The sequence below is a fragment of the Pseudomonas triticifolii genome (genome assembly GCF_014358015.1).
Lineage (GTDB): Bacteria > Pseudomonadota > Gammaproteobacteria > Pseudomonadales > Pseudomonadaceae > Aquipseudomonas > Aquipseudomonas triticifolii.
In genome coordinates this window covers 1-17,290 of sequence record NZ_JACONV010000003.1, presented here as the reverse complement: position 1 = coordinate 17,290, position 17,290 = coordinate 1, and the positions used below count along the sequence as shown (strand labels likewise).

Below are 17,290 nucleotides of genomic sequence, written 5' to 3'. Positions count from 1 at the left end.
GCTGCGTGATACTGGCCTTCACTACAAGCCATTGACGACGATGAACGATCTGAATGCTCAAGCAGCACCCGTGCACACGCCAGCACCTGCCGAAGCGTCTGCGTCTGCCCGTCGCCGGTCACTGGTGGCCGGGTGCGGCGCTCACGCGGTGCATGACGGCCTAACCGACGTCATCTATGTGCTGTTGCCGATCTGGCAGATGCAGTTTGGCATGAGCTACGCGCAGATAGGCCTGTTGCGCGGCGCCTACGCCGGGATGATGGCAGGTTTCCAGTTGCTGGCCAGTCGTGCTGCCAGACGCTGGGGACGCGACCGGCTGCTGGTGGGTGGCACCGCGCTGGCGGGGTTTGCGTACCTGCTGGCGGGACAGGCGGGCGGCTTGACGGTGCTGCTGTTGGCGCTGTTGCTGGGAGGCCTGGGCGCCAGTACGCAGCACCCGTTGGCTTCGTCTTTGATCACTGACAGCCATGAAGCGGGTGGTGGCGTGAAGGAGGCCTTGTCTCAGTACAACTTCGCCGGTGACATCGGCAAGATGCTGGTGCCGGGTCTGATCGGTCTGTTGCTGACCGTCATCAGTTGGCGGGCCAGTGTCACGTTATTGGGGGTGCTAGGGCTGGCCGCTGCGGGGTTGCTGTGGTGGCTGATTCCGGCTCGCACCCGTGCTGCGCCCATGAAATCCAAAGCGTCCAGGGTGGCGATGGGCAAGGGGTCGGTCAGCGGCCTGCGTGCACTGATCGTCACCGGCACGCTGGACAGTGCCGTGCGCATGGGCTTTCTCACGTTTCTGCCGTTTCTGTTGAAGGACAAGGGGGCGAGCACGGCGGGCATCGGTCTGGCCTTGACGATGCTGTTCGTGGGTGGCGCGTTCGGCAAATTGCTGTGTGGCTATCTGGGCGCGCGTATTGGCATGGTGAAGACAGTGTGGCTGACGGAGTTCACCACGGCGGTGTTGATCGTCATGTCGGTGTACCTGCCATTCTTCGGGTTGATGTTGGTGCTGCCCTTGCTCGGCCTGGCGCTGAATGGCACCTCGTCTGTGCTGTACGGCGCCGTGCCGGATCTGGCGGGCCCCAGCAATCGTGATCAGGCGTTTGCCGTGTTCTATACCGGCACGATTGGCGGCGGGGCGCTGGCTCCGATTCTGTTCGGCGGGCTTGGCGACATGATCGGCGTGCCCATCGCGGTCATGCTGCTGGCCGCCATGCTGTTGCTGACATTGCCGTTATCCTGGTTCGTACAGAAGGGGCTGGACGCTGATGCTCAATCCGGGCCTGAAATGAGTTGAATGTGGGGTTTGATCGACTGGTGTATGAACCCGGTTGTCAGCATTACACCACGTCGCATTCAGGCTTGATGTTTGGTTTTCAGTATCAATAACGACGCAAATAGTATTGGCTCGTCCGCCGGGATGTCATCAGACTGTCAATAAGTCCTGGCGGTAACGCAGTGTTGTGCTGTCTTGAAGTACGCTATTCCAATAAGTTGCTTGAATCGCTTGGCAGATATAAAAATGAATAATAAACCGCCCGCTGCAAGTCGGTTGCTGCTTGCCCGACGAACGCTCGAAATTCGAGCGCCGGGCACTTCCAGTATGCGCAGTAAAGCCAATGCCCTGAAAGAAAGCGGTATCAATGTCATTAACTTCGCGGCAGGCGAATTGTCATTCGATGCCAGCCAGACAATGAAAGCTGGCGCTATTGATGCGGTGAAGCGCTCGCAGAATCGCTACACCCCTCCGATTGGACTGCCCGCATTGCGCGAGGCGTTGGCAGACGAAGTCAGCCAGCGCTGCGGTATCGCGTATTCAGCCAGCGAAGTGGCCGTGACGGCCGGTGCCAAGCAAGCGCTGTTCAATGCCGCCATGGTGCTGCTCAACCCGGGCGACGAAGTCATCGTGCCGGTGCCTTACTGGGAGACCTTCCCCACACAAATTCTGCTCGCGGGAGCGGTCCCGGTGTTCGTCGACACCCAGGCCGACGACTATCGCCTGACCTGCAAGGCGGTCGAACAGGCGATTTCCCCGCGCACTCGCATGATCGTGATCAATACGCCCAACAACCCTACAGGCACGGTCTACCAACGAGAACAACTGCTGCTGATTGCGCAACTCGCCTTCGATCGCCAACTGTGGGTGGTGTTCGACGAGTGCTACCGCAAGTTGGTGCGCCATCCTCATGAGCATCACAACATCGTATCGCTGTTCCCGGCCCTGAAGAACCAGACCCTGCTGGTTGACTCCTTTTCCAAGAGCCATGCCGTCACCGGCTGGCGCGTGGGGTATGTGTGTGCGCCAGCCGAAGTGGTGGCGGCCATGCACAACCTTCAGGGGCACACCACGTCCAACCCCAGCAGCCTGTCCCAATACGCGGCGCTGAAGACCTTGAAAGCGGATTCAACAGACTTCGTGCGCGAGGTGAACACCTTTCTCGATCAACAACTGCAGGCCGCTCTTATCTGCCTCAGTTACGTCAATGGCGTGACCTGCGCACCGGCGGAGGGCGCGTTTTATCTGTTCATTAACGTGGCCCGGCATTTGGGTGGCAAATACCTGGGTACGGTGATTCGTGATGTCGATCACCTGGCCGAACTGTTATTGACCGAGGCGCACATTGCCGTAGTGCCTGGTTCGGGGTGCGGTGCGCCAACGTGCATCAGGCTTTCATATGCGGTCGGGCGCGAAGAACTTGTTCAAGGACTTACGCGTCTGGCGCAGTTCATGTCGGAAGTTACTCTGGATGAATAAGCGCTGTGATTGAACGACTGCAACGGAGTGCCAGTGCAGGCATCCCGAATCATTAACACGCAGTTGTAGCATTAATTGGTAACACCCTGGTCTCTCTTGTCTCATAAGGAAGCGGTCATGGAACTACTCACGCGACACTTTATTTCATACGTGGATCAAGCGTTGACGGATGTCGAGGACAGGCACCTCGTATACGCATTAATGAGCGGTTTCCATGCCCACCCTGACAAGCTGGATGCCTATTGCGATACCTACACCGAGATGACCTCCAATCAATGGACCGAGTCTTCGCTGTGTACCTTCTTTTGCGGCTGGAGAAGCCCGGACGGCGCTGCGCATGCCGTATCGAGCATCATCGTGCGGATCCTGCAGGAGTCCGCTTCATTGAGCGACGACGCCAAGCTGCAAATGCTCGCAGCGGCGCGGCACTGCGGTGAAATCATTGTTGAAGATGTAGGCCTTGGCGAAATGCATGGCCATCCTCACCACTCCAAACTCTATTACCGCATGGCATCTGCCATTTGCGGCTCCGATGACTGGCGTCTTCAGGACCGTTTTCTCGACCCCATCACCAAAGAGTTTTCCAGCTGGGTAGGCCAGACACGGCCCCTGGCGCCCAACCTCATCGAAGCGCTTGAGATGATGGCGATGACGGAGCTGTTCAACACCGGCGAGTACAACCTCATGACGCCCATGTGGAAACAGTGGCTTCGGGAGGTCCGCGGGTATCCCTCCGGCGAGGCCAATCGGGTTGCCGCCTTCCTCAGTGTTCACTGCGGAAGTGTCGAGGCCCGGCATTTCAAGCATGCGGCAGAAGCCCTGAAACTCTACGCCAGCGCCACGGAACAACCCATCAACTATCGACGTATCGAGCGCCTGTCCCGGGAGTACGTGACCCGAGCCTGCGAGCACCTCGGCAAGATGGCGTCTGTCCTGAAAAGCGAAATGCCCGCCTGGGATTAAGGCCGCCCGCAACCGCGTTGCCTGAGCACCCCCGATAATAAAAAGGAGCCTGGATTCGTATGATGGACATCGATACCCGTCGAACCAATCTGGCCGCGCTGCTGCAGAGCAAGCGTTGCCTTCGCGTGCTTGAAGCCCATAGCCCGATGTCCGCGTTACTGGCCGAGCGCGCACGATTTGAACCCACCGCAGGGCAGAGCGTTTCCTACGACGCCATCTGGTCAAGCTCGTTGACCGACTCGACCCAGCGCGGTCTGCCGGACATCGAAATCCTCTCGCCCAGCAACCGGTTGCACGGCATCCGCGAGATTTTCGACGTCTGCTCCATGCCCCTTATCTTCGACGCGGACACCGGCGGCAAACCCGAGCACTTCGCGATTCACATCAAAATGCTGGAGCGCGCTGGCGTCTCGGCTGTGGTAATCGAAGACAAGTGCGGCCTCAAGAAAAACTCACTGTTCGGCACCAGCGTCAGCCAGCAACAGGAATCCATCGAAGAGTTCTGCGAGAAAATCCGTGCAGGCTGCAATAACCGCAACAACGGCGGGCTGCTGATCATCGCGCGCTGCGAAAGCCTGATCCTCGGCAAAGGCATGGACGACGCCATCGAACGCTGCATGGCCTACGTCGATGCCGGTGCCGACGGCATCATGATTCACAGCCGCGAAAAAGACGGCCAGGAAATCCTCGACTTTGCCAAACGCTTCCGCCAGCACTGCCCGCACGTGCCATTGATCTGCGTCCCCACCAGCTACGCCCACCTGCGCTTCGACGTACTGGAAACCGCCGGATTCAATGCCGTGATCTACGCCAACCACATGCTGCGCAGCGCCTACCTGGCCATGCGCGACATCGCCGTCGGCATACTGGCCAACGGCCGAACACTGGAAGTCGAGCCGCGTTGCCTGGGGATCGATGAAATACTGGATTTGGTGCCGGGGACTCGGTGAGTGTCGTGGTGGGTAGGTGATTCAACGTAGGCTGAATCCGTGTGGCGTGTAGGGATTGACTGTTTTGCGTTGGGTGGCGGTGTGGTGGCGCGCCACTCACTTAAGCTCTCGCGTCTCCTCATCCACGGATCTCATTCCTTGAGCAAAAACCTCGCATGAACGGGCTCATCGTTTTCGTCGTTACGGTGCTGATTTCAATTGCTTTGGACTACGGCATCAAACCCCGACCCTATCGTAAATGGTTGGGAATTCTTATCGGCTTACTCGGGGGCGTCGGCATGTTTAATCTGCCGACGATCCTTGATGGCTTCGATCCGTTCAGTCTCTATCTGGTGATGTGCTTTACGGGCATGACGCTGTTTTGCAGTCGTGATCGTTATGCGGATAAATAATGAGCCGTTGGGTCAGGGCCAAAAGATCTAGGCATTAGCGACCTCACAAACGGGCCGTGATCAAGTGTCACGGCCACCTGATCGCATTCAACCCGCTCGAAACACCGGCAACGCCGAACGCCACCACGGCTTGCTCAACTGACGCGGCGCTGACTGAGCCTGCATCTGTGGATGCGAGAGCATCACTGGCATATCCCTCAGCCTGATCCACGGCTCGCTCTGCCAGTGCAGCACATTCACCGACAAGCCCGGCCACTGCAGCATGCTCAGGTGCGGCGCGTGATCATCGGACGACACCTCACCATCGCGCAGCGTCGCCACCACCTCATGGGTCAACCACTGCCGCAGCCCGCGATTCTCCGCATGATAGTGATGCACCAGCATCGCGTAAGCCCCTGACTCCGTCACCATCAACTCCGGCTCAGGTCCGCTGTGCTGCTCGAGCGTCATGACCCGGTACTGGTCTGCGTCCAGCTTGCGCAGGGGTCTTTCGTTCAACGGCCAGCCGATGAGACGCCCCAGATCACGGGCGCTGAACCAGGGTTGGTGTTCGAGGAGGAGGGCCTTGAGTTGGCGGTTGTGGCGGTGGAAGAGGGTGGGCTTGAGAGCTTCAGGCATGCGCCACCTCCCCGAGGGAATGTGTACGGGAAAAAACGGATCTATCGCGTGAGCTGATCATGAGGACCTCTGGATGCTTTCTTAGGGCAGGGATTTAGGTGTCGGGAGCTAAGAAACCCACCAGAGACGGGCCGGACATATTTCCCTTTCGGGTCTTGTATTCGCCCACTCCCGACATAAAACGGGACATTTTCTGCAGGCGCAGCGAAACCGCTGGCGCAAAAAAGCCGCATGGCTGTCGGGTGCGGAGGCCGCTCTGGTTTTTGAGTTTCTTAGGCTCTGGGCGGAGAGGTTAGGGGGATGAATTGACGCGGTCAACCGTTCTGGCATGTCGGACGGGCTACGGAAGCTGTAGGAATCTGCTGGAAATCCTCGACAAAGAATCACCATTTCTATCTCACGAGCTTGAGCATGGACAGATCAGGAAATACTCATATACTGTTTTTTTATACAGTAATCGAGCACTGTTCAGATCCAAAGATAGCGGCTTCATTTCCGTGCAGACCGAAATGAGGAATTTACTTAAAGCTTGAATGGAATAGAATGGTGATCGTTTGTCACACGTTTGACCCAGAGGAACAAGGCTCATGAGTCTCTTTGAACCCAATGCTTTTGAATCGTCCCAAATGAGCGAGCCTGTCTCTTCGTCTGATCCCCATCCCGCTCAGGACATGGATCTTCTCAAAAGGCTTCTTGAGATCTACGACCAAGGGCAATTGGCGGCGAAACTGAATGAAATCGGGTCTTCGCACTGCCGTGAGACGATAAATCGCTGGGTCAAAGGAAAGTCATCACCCCGTCTGACTCACCGGGAATATGCTCATCTAGAGTCCTTGTTGCCCGAACCGCCTTCCTACAAGCCTTCGTTCACTTTCATTGATCTGTTCGCCGGCATTGGCGGAATCCGAAAAGGCTTTGAATCGATCGGAGGCGAGTGTGTTTTCACCTCTGAATGGAACACCTACGCCGTCAAGACTTACAAAGCAAACCACTACTGCGATCCAAAGCGGCATCGATTCAATCAGGATATTCGCACTGTTACCTTGTCCGACCAGCCTGAGGTAACCGAGGAAGCGGCTTACAAGCATATCCAGAACGAGATTCCCGATCACGACGTTCTTTTGGCTGGTTTCCCTTGTCAGCCATTCTCTCTGGCAGGCGTCTCCAAGAAAAACTCATTGGGCCGCAAGCACGGTTTTGAATGTGAAACCCAAGGCACGTTGTTTTTTGACGTGGCGCGAATCATCGCTGCCAAGCGGCCTGCTGCCTTTCTGCTTGAGAACGTGAAGAACCTGAAGAGTCACGACAAGGGCAACACCTTCCGGATCATTTGCGAAGCGCTGGATGAACTGGGCTATGAGGTCGCAGACGTCAACGCACCCAAAGGTGCTGATCCCAAGGTGATCGATGCCAGGCATTTCGTCCCTCAGCATCGCGAGCGAATCGTACTGGTAGGGTTCCGACGAGACCTCAATGTCCATGGCGGCTTTACTCTGCGCGACATAGACAAGCTGATACCCAAGCAGCGCCCCAGCTTTGGCGATCTTCTGGACAAGGAAGTAGACAGCAAGTACATCCTGACACCGAAGCTTTGGGACTACCTCTATAAATATGCAGAAAAGCATCGCCAGAAAGGCAATGGCTTCGGCTTTGGACTGACTCGCCCTAATGATGTGGCGCGGACTCTCTCTGCGCGGTATCACAAGGACGGGTCAGAAATTCTGGTTGATCGGGGTTTTGTCGAGCACCTTGATTTCAACAGCGAGCTGAATCAACTGAACCGTCCACGCCGTCTCACTCCGCACGAGTGTGCCCGTTTGATGGGTTTCGACAAGCCGGGTGAGAGCAAATTTGTCATTCCGGTTTCGGACACACAGGCGTATCGGCAGTTTGGTAACTCGGTTGCGGTACCAGTTTTTGAGGCCGTTGCCAAGCTTATGAAAAGCCGAATTCTTGCTGCAAAGGAGAAGGATATGGACAAGCCGCAGCTGGAATTTTCGTTGTCTGCTTAAGTCGAAAGTGCTTCTACTAATGTCGGGGCCGCTGGGCCTCGATAAGGGGCAAGCATGACTGATGTGGTAGATGCAGCAACTCGTTCGAGGATGATGGCTGGAATCCAGGGGAAAAATACATCTCCTGAACTACTGATACGGAAAGCTTTGCACGCTCGAGGTTTTCGATTCCGTATCCATGCGAAGCACCTTCCCGGTAAGCCTGATCTGGTCTTGCCAAAATACAATGCGGCGATTTTTGTTCATGGGTGCTTTTGGCATGGACACGATTGCCGTTTTTTCAAGGTCCCGCAGACTCGTCCAGAATTCTGGCTTGAAAAAATCGGGAAAAATCAAGCTAGGGATTTGGTTCAGATTGCTGCTCTGCGGGCTTTAGGCTGGAGGGTACTAGTGGTTTGGGAGTGCGCAGTACGGTCGATGAAAAAACAAAAAACGATGCTGCTTATTGACCTGATTGGTGAATGGCTGGTAAATGGTTCTGAGTATCTCCAGCTAGACGAAGCAATAGCTGAGCAGATTGCTGCTGCATTAGATGATAAGTAATCTGGAACGCTATTTTTCTGGATTCGAGCTGAGAATAATCCTAAGTTTGATGGCTTTAAGGTTTAACCATCAAAATAAGTGTCTTTTGATGTATGTCCAAAGTAGAGGGTTGTGATGGGTTTTCATCCCGAATGGAAAGATATTTCTAAATGTATTTCAGAAAGTGAACGTATTTTTATAAAGAAGCTGTCGCGTAATGATACTGCTTGGGCCGATAGCTCTAAAAACGGCCATCAAAACGGTTTTTTTATTCCAAGAGCTATTGCTGAGTCAGACTTTTTTCCTGTTTTAAAAAATACAAACCCAGAAAAACCGCACATCTTTGATGTGACGTATCAAACATTTTGGCCTGCAACAGGTGAGGTAAAGACCTCAACAATAAAATATTTCTCAAAGCGTAATCCAGGCGATAAAGAAAAGGAGAGGCCAAGGTACGAATGGCAGCACACCGGAATCCCAAAGGAGCAGTTTCAAGCCCTGTCTCCTGCCTCGTGGCTTATTGTCGGTAGATATAAGCAGCAAAAGTCGGGTGCTTTTTATTGGTTCATTGTCATCGATTCGGTTAGTGAAGAGGCAGAAATCATTGAAACGGCTTTTGAGCTAGAAGCCGACTTTCATTTTGGTTTTTTCAATTCAGCATCGCTCGTAGCCCCTGCATTCGAAACTGATCAGCTTATTGCCGAGTTATCGCAAGCGATTAAAAACGGGACTTTGGAGCAATTCATCAAGAAGCAAACTCTCCCATCTCCTGAAACGCTGGCGTTCCAGGCTCAGACGAGATGGCTTGACGAGAATGGTTTTAGAGATATGAGTCCGTTTTTGATTCCGCACCCAGGTGACGCTGTTATGCGAATCAGCAGGGATATTGAATACTCAATCTACAAACGGGCGGAGCTTCGCTTCCGCGCCGCTCAAGTCGCACGTATACTTTTGCATGGCGGAGGTGATCCTGTTGCTAATCTCGTCAAAGCGTTCTCTGAGCTGGACTCGATATTCCTTAGCGCCGCACAGACCAGGAAAAGCAGAGCTGGTCTTTCGTTCGAACACCATGTAGGAAGGCTTTTTAAAGATGGTCGCGTTCGTTACGAAGCTCAAGTAGTGTTCGGTGGGCGTCGTCCGGACTTCGTATTGCCCGATGTAAGAGAGCTTAATCTCAAAGGGGACGCCGTCATCGTATCCTTAAAAACCACTCTGCGTGAAAGATGGAAGCAATTAGCTTTAGAGAAACCTCTCGGGGCGATTTTTCTCGCTACAGTTGATGACCGCGTTTCTGGCGAGGCTATTGACGAAATGGGCCGGCACTCGATTTCTCTCGTTGTGCCTGAGTCTTTGAAAAAGGCTAAGGAATCTGCTTATGACAACTACGATAATGTCATCACATTCAGGCAGTTCTTTGATCACGAAGTTAAATCCAAGCGACCCTCATTGATACTTTCATTATAGCTACATTGGGCAGTTACAGATCATTGCTCTCCTGTAAGCCAAAATAAAAAGCCAGGCAGCTTCCGCTCCTGGCTTTTTCATTACCGCTGGCTCAAAGCCGGACTATCAATCCCAGCTCAACGCCCCGCCTGTCTGATACTCAATAACCCGAGTCTCGAAGAAGTTCTTCTCTTTCTTCAAGTCCATGATCTCGCTCATCCATGGGAACGGGTTGGTGGTACCTGGGTACTCTTCCTTCAAGCCGATCTGGCTCAGGCGACGGTTGGCGATGAATTTGAGGTAGTCCTCCATCATGGCCGCGTTCATGCCCAGTACGCCGCGTGGCATGGTGTCACGGGCGTATTCGATTTCCAGCTGGGTGCCTTGCAGGATCATCTGCGTGGCTTCTTCCTTCATCTCGGCATCCCACAGGTGCGGGTTTTCGATCTTGATCTGGTTGATCACGTCGATGCCGAAGTTCAGGTGCATGGATTCGTCGCGCAGGATGTACTGGAACTGCTCGGCGACGCCGGTCATCTTGTTGCGGCGGCCCATGGACAGGATCTGGGTGAAGCCGCAGTAGAAGAAGATGCCTTCCAGTACGCAGTAGTAGGCGATCAGGTTGCGCAGCAGTTCTTTGTCGGTGTCGACGGTGCCGGTTTCGAACTTCGGATCGGAGATCGAACGGGTGTACTTCAGGCCCCAGGCGGCTTTTTTCGCGACCGATGGAATCTCGTGGTACATGTTGAAGATCTCGCCTTCATCCATGGCCAGCGATTCGATGCAGTACTGGTACGCGTGGGTGTGGATCGCCTCTTCGAAGGCTTGGCGCAGGATGTACTGGCGGCACTCCGGGTTGGTGATCAGGCGGTACACGGCCAGTACGAGGTTGTTGGCAACCAGCGAGTCAGCGGTGGAGAAGAAGCCCAGGTTGCGCATGACGATGCGGCGCTCGTCGTCGGTCAGGCCTTCCGGGTTTTTCCAGAGGGCGATGTCGGCGGTCATGTTGACTTCTTGCGGCATCCAGTGGTTTGCGCAACCGTCCAGGTACTTCTGCCAGGCCCAGTCGTACTTGAACGGTACGAGCTGGTTCAGGTCGGCGCGGCAGTTGATCATCATCTTTTCGTCAACGGCAACGCGAGCGCTGGCACCTTCGAGTTCGGCCAGGCCTTCGGCAACGTCCAGTGCATCCAGCGCTTTCTTGGCGCGGATCAGGGCAGCGGAGTCGTTAGCGGTAACGGCGCGGGCTTCTTGAGCCGCAGCACCACCGGCGCTGTCGAGGCGATCCATGTTGGCCTCGTTGGCGTGACCGGCGTTGGTCGCTTTAGCGACGACTTCGCCGTCTTCTTTATCGAATTCATCCCAGCTCAGCATGGTGAAATCTCCGGCTTGAGGGTCAGTCGCTTGGGCTGACCTGTTGTATCTAAAGAGTATGTTGGTTGCGTTAGTGCTGAACGCAAGGAACATGAATGTGTTAACCCGGTTGTGGATGGCTTGGGTTTAGCGCCTTTTCGCGGACAAGTCCGCTCCCACAGTGTTGCGGTTGACCTTGAGGTTGAGGCCCGGCTTTCGGGCCTCTTCATCGGATTGCTGCCTTGAGCTGGCTCACTCCCGCAGTGTTCAGCTACGGGAGCGGGCAGGGCGATTGCCTTATTGGCAAGCCTCGCAATCCGGCTCGTCAATGGCGCAAGCCTTTGGAACCGGTGCAGGACCGGCCGGTGCTGCTTCGGTCGGGCGTGGGGCGGTGATGGCCGAGTCGTCCGGGCCGTGGCCACCGCTCGATACCGCGTTGAGCTTGCCGGTGTTGACGGTCGATTTCTCGGTGCTGGTCGCGGCCAGGGCACGGAGGTAGTAAGTGGTTTTCAGACCACGGTACCAGGCCATGCGGTAGGTTACGTCCAGCTTCTTGCCCGATGCGCCAGCGATGTACAGGTTCAGGGATTGAGCCTGGTCGATCCACTTCTGACGACGGCTTGCCGCGTCGACGATCCACTTGGTGTCCACTTCGAAGGCTGTCGCATACAGCTCTTTGAGCTCCTGCGGAATGCGCTCGATCTGTTGCACCGAACCGTCGTAGTACTTCAGGTCGTTGATCATGACCGAGTCCCACAGGTCGCGGGCCTTGAGGTCGCGAACCAGGTACGGGTTGATCACGGTGAATTCGCCCGACAGGTTCGATTTTACGTACAGGTTCTGGTAGGTCGGTTCGATCGACTGCGACACGCCGGTGATGTTGGCGATGGTGGCGGTCGGTGCGATGGCCATGATGTTCGAGTTACGGATACCTTTCTGCACACGGGCACGTACTGGCGCCCAGTCCAGGGTTTCCTTCAGGTCGACGTCGATGTACTTCTCGCCGCGCTGCTCGATCAGGATCTGTTGCGAATCCAGCGGCAGGATGCCCTTGGACCACAGCGAGCCCTGGAACGTCTCGTACGCGCCACGCTCGTCGGCCAGGTCGCAGGACGCCTGGATGGCGTAGTAGCTGACCGCTTCCATGGATGCGTCGGCGAACTGCACAGCCGCATCGGAACCGTACGGAATGTGCTGCAGGTACAGCGCGTCCTGGAAGCCCATGATGCCCAGGCCGACTGGACGGTGGCGCAGGTTGGAGTTCTTGGCCTGCGGCACGGAGTAGTAGTTGATGTCGATGACGTTATCGAGCATGCGAACGGCTACGTCGACAGTGCGCTTGAGCTTGTCGGTGTCCAGTTTGCCGTTGACGATGTGGTTCGGCAGGTTGATCGAGCCCAGGTTGCAGACTGCGATCTCGTCCTTGTTGGTGTTCAGGGTGATCTCGGTGCACAGGTTCGAGCTGTGAACCACGCCCACGTGCTGCTGCGGGCTGCGCAGGTTGCACGGGTCTTTGAAGGTCAGCCATGGGTGGCCGGTTTCGAACAGCATCGAGAGCATCTTGCGCCACAGATCCTTGGCCTGGATGGTCTTGAACAGCTTGATCTTGCCTGGGTATTCGGTCAGCGCTTCGTAGTACTCGTAACGTTCCTGGAAGGCGCGGCCGGTCAGGTCGTGCAGGTCCGGTACTTCGGAGGGCGAAAACAGTGTCCACGGGCCGTCATCGAAGACGCGCTTCATGAACAGGTCAGGGATCCAGTTGGCAGTGTTCATGTCGTGGGTACGACGACGGTCATCACCGGTGTTCTTGCGCAGCTCGATGAACTCTTCGATGTCCATGTGCCAGGTTTCCAGGTAGGCACAGACAGCGCCCTTGCGCTTGCCGCCCTGGTTGACTGCTACTGCGGTGTCGTTGACCACTTTGAGGAACGGCACGACGCCTTGCGATTTGCCGTTGGTGCCCTTGATGTAGGAGCCCAGCGCACGAACCGGCGTCCAGTCGTTGCCCAGGCCGCCTGCGAATTTGGACAGCATGGCGTTGTCGTGGATCGCGTGGTAGATGCCCGACAGGTCATCCGGCACGGTGGTCAGGTAGCAGCTGGACAGCTGTGGACGCAGGGTGCCTGCGTTGAACAGCGTCGGGGTCGACGACATGTAGTCGAACGACGACAGCAGGTTGTAGAACTCGATGGCGCGGTCTTCACGGGCTTTCTCTTCGATCGCCAGGCCCATGGCCACACGCATGAAGAAGATCTGCGGCAGTTCGAAACGCACGCCATCCTTGTGGATGAAGTAACGGTCGTACAGGGTTTGCAGGCCCAGGTACGTGAACTGCTGATCGCGCTCGTGGTTGATCGCCTTGCCCAGCTTCTCGAGGTCGAATTCGGCCAGCACAGGGTTGAGCAGTTCGTACTTGATACCGGTGGCGACGTAGGCAGGCAGCGCCTTGGCGTACAGGTCGGCCATTTCGTGGTGCGTGGCGCTCTCGGCCACTTCCAGGAAGCTCAGGCCTTCGGCACGCAGGGTGTCCATCAGCAGGCGGGCGGTCACGAACGAGTAGTTCGGCTCGCGCTCGACCAGCGTACGGGCAGTCATCACCAGCGCCGTGTTGACATCTTTCAGCGCAACGCCGTCGTACAGGTTTTTCAGGGTTTCGTTCTGGATCAGCGCGGCGTCGACTTCAGCCAGGCCTTCGCACGCTTCGGTGACGATGGTGTTCAGGCGGCTCATGTCCAGCGGCGCCAGGCTGCCGTCAGCGCGGGTGATGCGGATCGAGGGATGAGCGTGGACTTCAGCTTCGGGCGAACGAACGGCACGTTCCTTGGCGCGCGAGTCACGGTAGATGACGTAGTCGCGAGCGACTTTCTGCTCGCCGGCGCGCATCAGGGCCAGTTCGACCTGGTCCTGGATCTCTTCGATGTGGATGGTGCCGCCCGAAGGCATGCGACGCTTGAAGGTGGCCGTGACCTGTTCGGTCAGGCGGGCAACGGTGTCGTGGATGCGCGACGAGGCAGCCGCAGCGCCGCCCTCAACTGCAAGAAACGCCTTGGTGATGGCGACGGTGATCTTGTCATCGGTGTACGCGACGACAGTGCCGTTCCGCTTGATCACGCGCAGTTGACCAGGAGCGGTCGCGGACAGGTCCTGTTGGGCCTGGTTCGTCAGCGGCGCTGTGGTCGGCGAGTTCTCGCGAGTTGTGTCTGTTTGCATGGGTGTCTCCACGTTCTTTAAGTTTGTTCGGGCATGGCTGCCCACCGTTCCGTTCTGGCAATGAGTCGCCAAACGGGCGACTCAAGACTCCAAAACGGAGGTGGCAGCGAGGATGTCATCGCTGCCGGGTTTTGAAGTCAAAAAGGGACCGGGTCATATGCCCGATCCCTTGCAAATCTGTTGCAGCATGCAGGTTCTATATTGCAAGACGTGTACCGGGTCGCCTGGGGGTAGCGCGAGCGGTTTGGTTACCGAATACGTCTTAAAGTTCAACCCCACAAACGTAAGAAAAGTGCTTGAATTTCTCGTTTGACTTGTGCTGGAGTTTTGGCAGAAAACCCTACATGTAGGGTGTCGCTGCGGGTCGGGCTACAAGATAATGCGTTTTGGACATCAATTGCAACGTACGACCTGTGGATAAACTTGTGAGTACTTTGTGTATGAAACACCTACAACGCGTGTAGGCCGCATGGCTGCTGCGTCGGACCGTTTGTCACTGTTTTTTACAGATGTCTTGAGGTCGGGGCCGATTTTTGCGGGCGCGAACCCTATCACAAAAAAAGCCATCTGCAAGGGCGATCTGGCATGTCGTGTGCTTTGCTGCGCGGTTGCTACAATCGCCGGACATTCGCCTCATGCAGCGATGCCTGAATCAGCGTTTCAATAACGATAAAAAGGAAGCCGTTCGTGGAGCCACACACCTGGCAGGTGCTCATTGTCGAAGACGACCAGCGATTGGCGCAGTTGACCTGCGACTACCTGCAGAACAACGGCCTGATCGTCAGTATTGAAGGCAATGGCGCGCTGGCGGCGGAGCGCATCGTGGCCGAGCAGCCGGACCTGGTGATCCTCGACCTGATGCTGCCTGGCGAGGACGGTTTCAGTATCTGCCGCAAGGTGCGTGATCGTTACGAAGGCCCGATCCTGATGCTCACTGCGCGTACCGACGACACTGATCATATTCAGGGGCTCGATACCGGCGCGGATGATTTTGTCTGCAAGCCGGTTCATCCACGGGTTCTGTTGGCGCGCATTCATGCCTTGTTGCGTCGCAGTGAAGCACCGCAGGTGCCTGCCGCCGAACTGCGCCGGCTGGTGTTCGGGCCGCTGGTGGTGGACAACGCCCTGCGCGAGGCCTGGCTGCGCGAGCAGAGCATCGAGCTGACCGGTGCCGAGTTCGACCTGTTGTGGCTGTTGGTGGCCAACGCCGGGCGCACGCTGTCACGCGAGGAAATTTTCACTGCGCTGCGCGGCGTCGGTTACGACGGTCAGGACCGTTCCATCGACGTGCGTATCTCACGCATCCGCCCCAAGATCGGTGACGACCCCATTCATCCACGTCTGATCAAGACCGTGCGCAGCAAGGGCTACCTGTTCGTGCCCGAAGCAGCGCAGGACATGAGCGGCCACGTGTTCAGCGGCTGACGTCCATGAATTCGATCTTTCTGCGTATTTATGGCGGCATGCTCGGTGTTCTGGTGCTGGTGGCCTTGCTCGGCATGCTCGCGCTGCATGGCCTCAATCAGGCGCGTGGCGAGCAATACCGTGAGCGTCTGGCCCACGGCACGTTCACGGTCATGGCCGATAATCTGATTGCCCTTGATGACGTCGAGCGTCGTCGTGCCCTGGCGGTCTGGGAGCGGCTGTTGGGCATTCCGCTGAGCCTGCAAAGCCTGGAGCAGGCGCAACTGGACAGCAGTGCCCGCAGTCGTCTGGCGCGTGGGCAAGTAGTGGTCGAGCAGATCGGCCCGCACGCAGCGAAGGTCTATCGCCAGTTGAGCGATAAAGAGCCGCTGCTGTTGAGCGGCGAGGTGCAGCAGATCACCGAGCAACTGGCGCGGGCGACCATCTATCTGTTGATCGATGAGCTGGTGCGCTTTCCGGTCGATGAGCAGCCAGCGCGTTTGCAGGCGCTGCGTGTCGACAAGGGCTTCGGTTTCGACATGCACTTGCTGGCGCTGGATCAGGCTGACCTGGATGACGACCAGCGCCGCCGCATTTACGAAGGCGATACGGTCATGGCGCTGGGCAAGGGCGGCGATTCGATCCGCGTGCTGGCCGGGATCGTCGACACCAACTGGGTGCTGGAAATCGGTCCGCTGTATCAAATGAATCCCTACCCGCTGCAATGGTTGGTGTTGATTGCCTTGCTGGGGCTGTGTTTCATCGGGCTGGTGGTGTATCTGCTGGTGCGCAGACTGGAGCGGCGAGTGCTGGAACTGGAAGCGGCCGCCACGCTGATCGCCCAGGGCAGCCTGCAAACCCGCGTACCCACCGAGGGCTCTGATTCGGTCGGGCGTCTGGCGGCAGCCTTCAACAGCATGGCCGAGCACTTGCAGCGCTCGCTGATGATTCAGCGTGAACTGGTGCGCGCGGTGTCCCATGAATTGCGCACGCCGGTGGCGCGTTTGCGTTTCGGTCTGGAGATGGTCAGCGACGCGACCACACCTGAGGCGCGCCTCAAGTACATGCGCGGCATGGACAGCGACATTCAGGACCTCGACAAGCTGGTGGATGAGATGCTGACCTACGCACGGCTTGAGCAGGGTGCGCCGACGTTGAATTTCCAGCGCATCGACCTGGATGCGCTGATCGATCAAGTGATTGCCGAACTGGCACCGTTGCGCGCGGATGTACGGGTGTCGCGCGGTGAATGCAGCACCGCAGCGCCAGGCGAAGCCGCGTGGGTAGAGGCCGAACCGCGCTATATGCATCGGGCGTTGCAGAATCTGGTCAGCAACGCGATGCGTCATGCCGAGACGCAGGTGTGCATCAGTTATCGTCTGGGCGCACAACATTGCCGGATCGAGGTGGACGACGACGGCCCTGGCGTGCCTGAAGACGCGTGGGAGCAGATCTTCACGCCCTTCATGCGCATCGACGACAGCCGCACGCGGGCCTCGGGTGGCCACGGGCTGGGGTTGTCGATTGTCCGGCGCATCATCAACTGGCATGAAGGCCGCGCCTTGATCGGACGCAGCGTGAGTCTGGGCGGCGCGTGTTTCAGCCTGTCCTGGCCGCGCACGCAGGCACCAAGGTGAGCCGAGCGTTTATGGCGGATGCCGCTATGTCGCAGCAAACATC

Annotated in this window: 13 protein-coding genes; 10 read left to right on the top strand and 3 right to left on the bottom strand. The window is 57.0% G+C overall.

The window, feature by feature from the left end:
• Positions 1-40: 40 nt before the first annotated feature.
• The 5 genes from H8S56_RS07425 to H8S56_RS07405 all read left to right on the top strand — a co-directional run bounded on the left by H8S56_RS07425 (position 41) and on the right by H8S56_RS07405 (position 5,048).
• Complete coding sequence (locus tag H8S56_RS07425) at positions 41-1,285, top strand: MFS transporter (RefSeq protein ID WP_187518275.1); 1,245 nt, start codon at positions 41-43, stop codon at positions 1,283-1,285.
• Positions 1,286-1,591: 306 nt separating this feature from the next.
• The gene (locus H8S56_RS07420) at positions 1,592-2,743 is read left to right on the top strand and encodes a pyridoxal phosphate-dependent aminotransferase (protein WP_187518274.1); all 1,152 of its coding nucleotides are present in this window, start codon (positions 1,592-1,594) and stop codon (positions 2,741-2,743) included.
• Between the two features lie 117 nt (positions 2,744-2,860).
• On the top strand, positions 2,861-3,706 hold the full coding sequence (locus tag H8S56_RS07415; RefSeq protein WP_024686810.1) for a hypothetical protein: 846 nt from the start codon (positions 2,861-2,863) through the stop codon (positions 3,704-3,706).
• A 59-nt stretch (positions 3,707-3,765) separates the two neighbouring features.
• On the top strand, positions 3,766-4,656 hold the full coding sequence (gene aepX / locus H8S56_RS07410) for a phosphoenolpyruvate mutase (RefSeq protein WP_187518273.1): 891 nt from the start codon (positions 3,766-3,768) through the stop codon (positions 4,654-4,656).
• A gap of 155 nt (positions 4,657-4,811) precedes the next feature.
• Complete coding sequence (locus tag H8S56_RS07405; RefSeq protein WP_187518272.1) at positions 4,812-5,048, top strand: hypothetical protein; 237 nt, start codon at positions 4,812-4,814, stop codon at positions 5,046-5,048.
• Between the two features lie 87 nt (positions 5,049-5,135).
• Here H8S56_RS07405 and H8S56_RS07400 read toward each other — a convergent pair whose 3' ends face one another.
• Complete coding sequence (locus tag H8S56_RS07400) at positions 5,136-5,666, bottom strand: BRO-N domain-containing protein (protein WP_187518271.1); 531 nt, start codon at positions 5,664-5,666, stop codon at positions 5,136-5,138.
• Positions 5,667-6,253: 587 nt separating this feature from the next.
• Between H8S56_RS07400 and dcm the strand changes: the two genes are divergently transcribed.
• From dcm to H8S56_RS07385, 3 genes are all read left to right on the top strand, one after another.
• Positions 6,254-7,678 (top strand): DNA (cytosine-5-)-methyltransferase, encoded by a 1,425-nt coding sequence (dcm, locus tag H8S56_RS07395; protein WP_328803364.1) that lies wholly within the window; start codon positions 6,254-6,256, stop codon positions 7,676-7,678.
• Positions 7,679-7,732: 54 nt separating this feature from the next.
• Positions 7,733-8,221 carry a very short patch repair endonuclease gene (locus H8S56_RS07390; RefSeq protein ID WP_187518270.1) on the top strand — a complete coding sequence of 163 codons (489 nt, stop codon included), beginning with the start codon at positions 7,733-7,735 and terminating at the stop codon, positions 8,219-8,221.
• Positions 8,222-8,335: 114 nt separating this feature from the next.
• The gene (locus tag H8S56_RS07385) at positions 8,336-9,664 is read left to right on the top strand and encodes a type II restriction endonuclease (RefSeq protein ID WP_187518269.1); all 1,329 of its coding nucleotides are present in this window, start codon (positions 8,336-8,338) and stop codon (positions 9,662-9,664) included.
• A 105-nt stretch (positions 9,665-9,769) separates the two neighbouring features.
• On the opposite strand, the gene H8S56_RS07380 is transcribed toward H8S56_RS07385, so the two are convergent.
• On the bottom strand, positions 9,770-11,017 hold the full coding sequence (locus H8S56_RS07380) for a ribonucleotide-diphosphate reductase subunit beta (protein ID WP_024686806.1): 1,248 nt from the start codon (positions 11,015-11,017) through the stop codon (positions 9,770-9,772).
• Positions 11,018-11,293: 276 nt separating this feature from the next.
• Positions 11,294-14,206, bottom strand: a complete 2,913-nt coding sequence (locus tag H8S56_RS07375; protein ID WP_187518268.1) for a ribonucleoside-diphosphate reductase subunit alpha — start codon at positions 14,204-14,206, stop codon at positions 11,294-11,296.
• Positions 14,207-14,893: 687 nt separating this feature from the next.
• Between H8S56_RS07375 and H8S56_RS07370 the strand changes: the two genes are divergently transcribed.
• Both H8S56_RS07370 and H8S56_RS07365 read left to right on the top strand, forming a co-directional pair.
• Positions 14,894-15,631, top strand: a complete 738-nt coding sequence (locus H8S56_RS07370) for a response regulator (RefSeq protein ID WP_187518267.1) — start codon at positions 14,894-14,896, stop codon at positions 15,629-15,631.
• Between the two features lie 5 nt (positions 15,632-15,636).
• Entirely contained in the window at positions 15,637-17,247 is a 1,611-nt protein-coding gene (locus H8S56_RS07365) for an ATP-binding protein (protein ID WP_024686802.1), read from the top strand.
• The last annotated feature ends 43 nt before the right edge of the window (positions 17,248-17,290 follow it).

What these genes read in the sequence shown, in the direction of transcription:
- H8S56_RS07425 (WP_187518275.1), top strand. Translation starts at nt 41, where the DNA reads ATGAACGATCTGAATGCTCAAGCAGCACCCGTGCACACGCCAGCACCT.
- H8S56_RS07420 (WP_187518274.1), top strand. Translation starts at nt 1,592, where the DNA reads ATGCGCAGTAAAGCCAATGCCCTGAAAGAAAGCGGTATCAATGTCATT.
- H8S56_RS07415 (WP_024686810.1), top strand. Translation starts at nt 2,861, where the DNA reads ATGGAACTACTCACGCGACACTTTATTTCATACGTGGATCAAGCGTTG.
- aepX (WP_187518273.1), top strand. Translation starts at nt 3,766, where the DNA reads ATGATGGACATCGATACCCGTCGAACCAATCTGGCCGCGCTGCTGCAG.
- H8S56_RS07405 (WP_187518272.1), top strand. Translation starts at nt 4,812, where the DNA reads ATGAACGGGCTCATCGTTTTCGTCGTTACGGTGCTGATTTCAATTGCT.
- H8S56_RS07400 (WP_187518271.1), bottom strand. Translation starts at nt 5,666, where the DNA reads ATGCCTGAAGCTCTCAAGCCCACCCTCTTCCACCGCCACAACCGCCAA.
- dcm (WP_328803364.1), top strand. Translation starts at nt 6,254, where the DNA reads ATGAGTCTCTTTGAACCCAATGCTTTTGAATCGTCCCAAATGAGCGAG.
- H8S56_RS07390 (WP_187518270.1), top strand. Translation starts at nt 7,733, where the DNA reads ATGACTGATGTGGTAGATGCAGCAACTCGTTCGAGGATGATGGCTGGA.
- H8S56_RS07385 (WP_187518269.1), top strand. Translation starts at nt 8,336, where the DNA reads ATGGGTTTTCATCCCGAATGGAAAGATATTTCTAAATGTATTTCAGAA.
- H8S56_RS07380 (WP_024686806.1), bottom strand. Translation starts at nt 11,017, where the DNA reads ATGCTGAGCTGGGATGAATTCGATAAAGAAGACGGCGAAGTCGTCGCT.
- H8S56_RS07375 (WP_187518268.1), bottom strand. Translation starts at nt 14,206, where the DNA reads ATGCAAACAGACACAACTCGCGAGAACTCGCCGACCACAGCGCCGCTG.
- H8S56_RS07365 (WP_024686802.1), top strand. Translation starts at nt 15,637, where the DNA reads ATGAATTCGATCTTTCTGCGTATTTATGGCGGCATGCTCGGTGTTCTG.